The organism is Paenibacillus sp. 01L418 (assembly GCF_056400045.1).
On record NZ_JBFTSN010000371.1, the window covers coordinates 1 to 6,398 of the forward strand.

Annotated in this window: 4 protein-coding genes and 2 pseudogenes; 1 reads left to right on the forward strand and 5 read right to left on the reverse strand. The window is 44.3% G+C overall.

The genetic code is table 11. The annotated features are described in order from the left end of the window. Positions 1-58: 58 nt before the first annotated feature. Positions 59-232: pseudogene (locus tag AC1DSE_RS27910) on the reverse strand (GNAT family N-acetyltransferase); the annotation flags it as partial. Between the two features lie 539 nt (positions 233-771). Next, positions 772-1,614 carry an AraC family transcriptional regulator gene (locus AC1DSE_RS27915; RefSeq protein WP_477512031.1) on the reverse strand — a complete coding sequence of 281 codons (843 nt, stop codon included), beginning with the start codon at positions 1,612-1,614 and terminating at the stop codon, positions 772-774. Between the two features lie 116 nt (positions 1,615-1,730). Here AC1DSE_RS27915 and AC1DSE_RS27920 point away from each other — a divergent pair, with 116 nt between their 5' ends. Next, a complete protein-coding gene (locus AC1DSE_RS27920) occupies positions 1,731-3,716 on the forward strand; it encodes a beta-galactosidase (protein ID WP_477528538.1) in 1,986 nt (661 codons plus the stop codon). 405 nt (positions 3,717-4,121) lie between these two features. Here AC1DSE_RS27920 and AC1DSE_RS27925 read toward each other — a convergent pair. The 3 genes and pseudogenes from AC1DSE_RS27925 to AC1DSE_RS27935 form a co-directional block, all read right to left on the reverse strand. Next, positions 4,122-4,253 (reverse strand): annotated as a pseudogene (locus AC1DSE_RS27925) (transposase); the annotation flags it as partial. 219 nt (positions 4,254-4,472) lie between these two features. After that, positions 4,473-5,162 carry a CPBP family intramembrane glutamic endopeptidase gene (locus AC1DSE_RS27930; protein WP_477512029.1) on the reverse strand — a complete coding sequence of 230 codons (690 nt, stop codon included), beginning with the start codon at positions 5,160-5,162 and terminating at the stop codon, positions 4,473-4,475. 449 nt (positions 5,163-5,611) lie between these two features. Next, positions 5,612-5,893, reverse strand: coding sequence for a transporter (locus AC1DSE_RS27935; protein WP_477512028.1), 282 nt, complete (start codon positions 5,891-5,893; stop codon positions 5,612-5,614). Positions 5,894-6,398 lie beyond the last annotated feature (505 nt).

A 6,398-nucleotide genomic window follows, 5' to 3' on the forward strand; every position in this document is an offset into this window, starting at 1 on the left:
GCTCCCGTTTGAACAAAACCCATTTTTTATAAAAATCAATAGCATTCTCATTCTTTTACCAAACTCCTAGCCAGATCATCTTTTTGTTTTGTCTAATGGCTATTTTCATTGCTTTGTTAAAGAGATTTACCAAGCCTTTTTTCTGATATTTGTTGCTTATATAAACCAGCTGTTTAGAGTTAAATGCTCTTACCAAAAAGGCATTCATATTCTCAGGCGAATTCTGATCTTTAATGTATCGTTACTGTTACAGTCATTTAAATATTTAACTCCTTTACTCTTAGAATAAGATGAAATTGGTCTCTGCTTCGCTTTCGAAAAACCACGCTAATGCAACACTGTTCGAAATAAATGGAAACTCCTGCAGTTCAGATCGTTTTAATCATCTTGCTCATAAACACCCCGGAACCCGGATCCGGATCAAGTCTCGCATGCACGTTGGTATCTTCGAATTCATGTCAAATATATTCGACTCCCGGGCTCTGCTCCAATCTCCGATTTGTCTACAGAAGAAGTTGTTCGCGTTGAGGCTGCTGACGAAACTTATATACGCATACAGTATGGCATTACATTGTTCTTCCGCATCTTCCTAGCAGAGTGCTTTAGGTAATCTTAGCCTAATGCCTGCTCAAGCAAAGCTGGCATTTCACTGAAATCCTAAAAAAATCGCGTTATCCCATTTGGATAACGCGATTTTTATGTCCAATGAATTTGCTTCCAAGTTAACTAGATACACATTTACTCCCCGAACGCAATTAGACAGCACATAYGTTACGACTTCTGATAGCTACGGCGGAAGGCACCAGGTGTCAGCCGTTCCAGCTTCTTGAAGATAGCTCCATAATAGCTAGCAGATTCGAAGCCAACTTGATGAGCGATGTCCTGCATCCCGCGCTGCACATTGTCGAGCAGCAGTTCCTTGCTCTTGTTGATCCTTACCTGATTGACATAGCTGATAGGGCGAATGCCTGTCGTCTTCTTGAACAAATGGCAGAAGTATTCCGGTGTGACACACATCAGTCCGGCGAGCGTATGCAAAGCAATCTCTTCGGCATAATGCTGGTCAATGTAATCCATGACCGGTTTTAACCGCTCATACTGCTGCCCGACGGTATCGCTGCCCTCGACAGAGACGCGCTGAATAATCTCCGTCAATAAGGTATAGAGGATGGCGGAACAGGAGTAATTGCTTAACGTTTGCTTTTGCGGCGTAAGGGCAGCTTGCAGCAACTCCCGCATTCGGGATAAAAGGTATTCGGGCGATGCGAGCGCGAATACGCATGTGTCTACAATGCCGACTGTTTCAAACAAGCTCGCTGACCCGCTGCCATCAAAGATAATCCAGTCGACTTCCCAGTTCCCCGACAAAGCATAGTATTCGTGCTTCTGACCGGGGAACAGCAGCATGCCCATGCCTTGCTTGACGATATACTCCGTTTCGCTTAGCTTGAGCTTGCCCTCGCCATTGCGGCATTGAATCCACTGATAATCGAGAATGCCTGGGTCTCGGCGAATATGCTCCTGGTCATGATGCAGACCAATGCCAAGCAAATAAAAAGGGAGCAGCTTGTCTCGAGCGGAAAGTACTGGGAAAGCGAGATTGGGATGAGGCATGCGACCAACTCTCCTATTATCTTAATATTATTATACTGTATTAATTATTTAAGATTTTAACTCCACTTAATATATCATATAATCGCAATATATTGATGAACAAAGGAGATTACAGGATGACGATTAAGATCGGAATTGATTATTATCCAGAGCAATGGACTCCCGAGCTTTGGGAGAAGGATGCTGCGCTTATGCAAGAGACGGGTGTTGCAGTTGTACGATTCGCGGAGTTCGCCTGGAGCCGAATGGAGCCGACCGAGGGTCATTATCGGTTTGAATGGTTGGATGCGGCTATAGAAGTATTCGCCGCACGCGGCATGGAGATCGTGTTATGCACACCTACCAATACGCCACCGAACTGGATGACAGCCCGTTATCCGGATGTGCTGCCAATGGATGAGCAACGTCAAATCATCCGGCCGGGTGTGCGTGGACATCGTTGCAACAACAGCTATTCCTTGAGAATGCTGGGCTCTAGATTTGTGGAAGTGATGTCACAGCGCTATGCGAAGCATCCCGCCGTCATTGGCTGGCAAATCGATAACGAGATGCACTACCAGGAATGCCATTGTGATACGTGTAATCGTGCATTTGTCGCTTGGCTGCAGAAGCGTTATTCCAGTCTGGAAGAGATAAACCGGGAGTGGGGCATGGTCGTCTGGAGCGGAGAGTACAGCAGTTGGGCCGAGGTAACAACGCCGCTCGGTACCAGCAAGCCGATGAACCCTTCTTATCTTCTGGAGTACAAGCGATTCTGCTCGGACAGCGTAGGCTATCTGCTGGGATGGCAGCTTGAAATTCTACGCAGAAACTGTCCAGGCAAATTCGTGACGCATAACATGTGGCAATTCCCGAATAGCCTGGACTATTATGATCTCTACAAAGAGCTGGACTTCGCCTCTGTCGATTATTATCCGAATGAGCTGTATCGCGATCATGGCGATCGGTTTCCGAGGAACGGAGCGCTGACACTGGACTTGGTTCGCGGCATAAAGCGCCGCAATTTCTGGGTAATGGAACAGTTGAGCGGAGCGCAAGGCGCCTGGATGCCAATTCAGCGTACCCCTTATCCCGGACTGATCCGAGCTCGTTCCTGGCAGACAATCGCCCGCGGCGCCGATATGGTCGTCCATTTCCGCTGGCGGAGTGCTGCCGTCGGAGCCGAACAGTTCTGGCATGGACTCATCGACCATAGCAATGTTCCTGGACGCAGGTTCAGGGAGTTCGCGGAGCTTACTCGCGAGGTGAACCAGCTAGGATTACTACTGGCAGGCTCCACAATCGTTACCCAGGTTGCGATTCTGCATTCGCATGATCAGCATACGGCGCTTTCTCTTCAGGCGCAAGCGGAAGGGGGGATGCACTATATGGACAACTTGTCCTCTATGCACAATGCATTTCTGAAAATGGGCGTCGGTACGGACGTTATCAACTGGACCGAGGAGCTCGATGGCTACAAGCTGGTCATTGTCCCTTCCCTCTTTCTGTTAAGTGAAGAAACAGCGCAGCGGCTGGAGCGATTCGCAGCCGGGGGTGGCACGGTCGTCCTCACCAATCGGACAGGCGTGAAGAACATGAGGAATGTATGTGAGATGCTGCCTCTGCCAGGGCTGCTTGCGGAAGCGGCGGGTGTTGTCGTGAGTGAATATGATGCAATCGGCAACAGCGAACATCGAATACGGAACTCGGAGGGACAAACATTCGCTGCGAAGCAATGGTGTGATTTGCTGGAATTGCGAGGAGCAGAACCGATTGCCTGGTATGACAACGACTTTTACGAAGGTGTGCCGGCAGTTACTGTCAATAAKCTTGGTGAAGGTGAAGTGTACTATGTCGGCACTTGGCCGGAGCCATCGTATTTCTATCAGCTGTTCGAAGGGATATTGAAGGAAAAAGGCTTGGCTCCCAAGCTCCAACTGCCAGAAGGTGTGGAGCTGTCGATTAGAACGAAGGGTGAGGTAAGCTTCCTGTTCCTGATCAATTTGACGAATGAGCAACGAGAGGTTACTCTCGATGTTCCCTATCGCAGCTTGTTGACGAGCGAGATATCGGAACAGAAGATGACGCTGCCAGCTCTGGGAGTAGATATTCTAACTTTATAAGATCAGTGGCTTGCATCTTTGCTAAGGTCTGTCACACAAGGCGGAATACCTAGAGGGACAGCTTTTTAAGCTGTCTATGGACGCGTGTTAAAATGAAATGCTGAATGGGCATCGCCTTCATCGATATGCTACTTTGTATCTCATTTTACAAACGTTGTATTAATGTTCTCGGCTCATCCTTCTTCAGACTCACTATAACATACGATTTCGAGTTGTTTTGCTGGAAATGTTGACAAGCTATTTGTCAGAGTTTCATCCGCCCAAAGCATTCGTACCTAAATATGAATAAAGACAATTGATCTTATATGATCAATTGTAAGCTGTAGAGAAACCCAAGCTTTTTCCGATGCAATGGGTTTCTCTTTTTTTAAGACACGGTTTGAAGAGAGGTTAAAGGAATATTCCCTAGATTGCCCTCCTTTCTAGGAGTAGGGCAATCTTTTTCATGTTCTGCACGGCTGCGGTCATGAGCGCTTGCATAGTCGCATTCCGCAATCCCCTCAAACGGCAATAGCGAAACCCGTCATAGCGTTTTGAAAGATACACTTGTCAGAAGTTGCGGAAATAAAAAAAGTTACTACTGCTTGCATACAACGGTTAGCTCTAACGGAGAACTTTAGTTCTTTCGGAATGACCACCAGGTTATCCTATCCGTTTGCTTAATAAAAAGAGCAGGATACCTTAGCCCTTGCTCATCAATGAGTATTACTCAACTATCGTTCCCGTTAGTTCAATCAAATACTCATTTAATTAATTTTACGGCATCTTTTTATTTGGCAAAAATACAAATTTCGCATCAATAATAATGTGTAAGACGATTGGAATCCATAAGACGCCTGTTCCCACGAAAAGAAGAAACAAAATAGCACCTAAGTAGGTAGTAAGTAATACCCCTTTCCAACCTTGATATAAATGAACAATTCCAAATAGCAAACTAGAAACAATACCAATTGTGATGACAGACAGTTCAAATGGAAGATGATTTAAATAATATACTACCACTCCTCGGAAAATGATTTCTTCGCAGACTCCTGCAGAAATAGCTACTAAGAGAAAAAGTAAACGTTCTTTAATTGTTGAGGGTAACAAAAATTGAATGCTTTCATCAGATAGAGCATCAGATAATATTTTTCTTAATTTTTTTGAAAAGATAAGAATCAAAGTAAACATTCCAATACAAATACCTATTCCTAATCCAGCAGCCAATAAAAATTCTAATTGAAAAGGAAATAAGGGTTTATCAAGAAAAAATAAGTCGATTAGGGAACGTTGTGTAATTACCCAAAAGACAAATACAATTATGACCAGTAACCATTGAGTAATCATAATTCCAATGAACAATTTCTGCTTATTCACAAGATTTTGTTCGACCTTTTTCATATAAAAATAATCCCAGATTGGATAACCTACAGCAATTATTAGCAAAAGTGCGGTTAAAAAAAGCATCTCTATCACCCCTTCATTTATTATACACTACAACTCAACGATCAATTTTATTGACTATCAAATACTTCCTTTCTATTAAACTAACCTGCCCGTTAGCTTAACAAAGAAATGGAGCAGCTGCCGCAGCAAACTGCTCCATGATTGTTCAACTATCGTTACCCGTTAGTTCAACGAGGTAAGAGATTGTTTTCAAAAATGATACTGGCTACTTCTGAAGGTTTCTCCACCTTGTTATTCAGTGGCTCAACACTTAGAAACACTGCAAACCCCGCCAGCGCAGCAAATTGAGTGCCTCCCGATTGTCCCCTACCGTCTCGCAGAAACGCATTTTGGAGGCAACATCGGGCGAGCCAAAGGCGCTGGATTATATTTTATTTTCGAGGATGTCCTAAGTATCACTAACAGAGCGCGGTGAGTAAACAGTACCACTGGCACTCTGATTTTAGTGATCAGAAAAGGGTAGGAATCGGAGGACACGATACGGCATCGATGAATCGCGGATCGATACCATAGAAGTACCAGTATGATCCGCTCCATCTATACCCAGCAACACCGTCCATATCGACAGATGTCGGATAAAACCAGAAGTTCTCGCCAGACCTAAGCCAAATATAAGTGTACTGGTAAACGCAGTCGACGATATAAGAAACAGCGGGTTTCGGCGGGATGAATGCGGGAGGAGGTGACTGCGGCGGTTGTCTCATGGGTCCTATATTTCGCATTTGAACCATAACATCACTCCTAACGGAAGATATTCATGATATTACATGAAAGTGTATCTTATACTATGTAGATGAATAACCACTTGACTATACGCATGCCTAGTCATAACCATTTTGCACGGTCAACCGCTGCAATTTCTGTCCTGAAGCTTAAACTCCAGGGAATTGCTGTTATTATGTGTACGATTTCCATTTCACAGGGTACTTAAAAATTTCTCAAACTATTGGCTGAACTCTCCTGCCCGTTAGCTTAATTAGTGAGTTCAGTTTACAACTTTTATGTTTATCTTCTTCACCTTCTCCCTGCACTCTATCGGGAATGAGTTCAAGTTCTTGTCAAAATCTGGAATGGGATAAAGTTCTTATCATTTGTTTTTGAGAGGAACCTTATCCCACAAAATAAAAAAGCCACGATTTTCGCGGCATTAGAGTATTTGTAATTGCCTAAAGATTTAATTCCATCCAATAATCTGCTTCAATAAAACCAAACTTTTTATATACCGGACTACCTAAT

What these genes read in the sequence shown, in the direction of transcription:
- AC1DSE_RS27915 (WP_477512031.1), bottom strand. Translation starts at nt 1,614, where the DNA reads ATGCCTCATCCCAATCTCGCTTTCCCAGTACTTTCCGCTCGAGACAAG.
- AC1DSE_RS27935 (WP_477512028.1), bottom strand. Translation starts at nt 5,893, where the DNA reads ATGGTTCAAATGCGAAATATAGGACCCATGAGACAACCGCCGCAGTCA.
- AC1DSE_RS27930 (WP_477512029.1), bottom strand. Translation starts at nt 5,162, where the DNA reads ATGCTTTTTTTAACCGCACTTTTGCTAATAATTGCTGTAGGTTATCCA.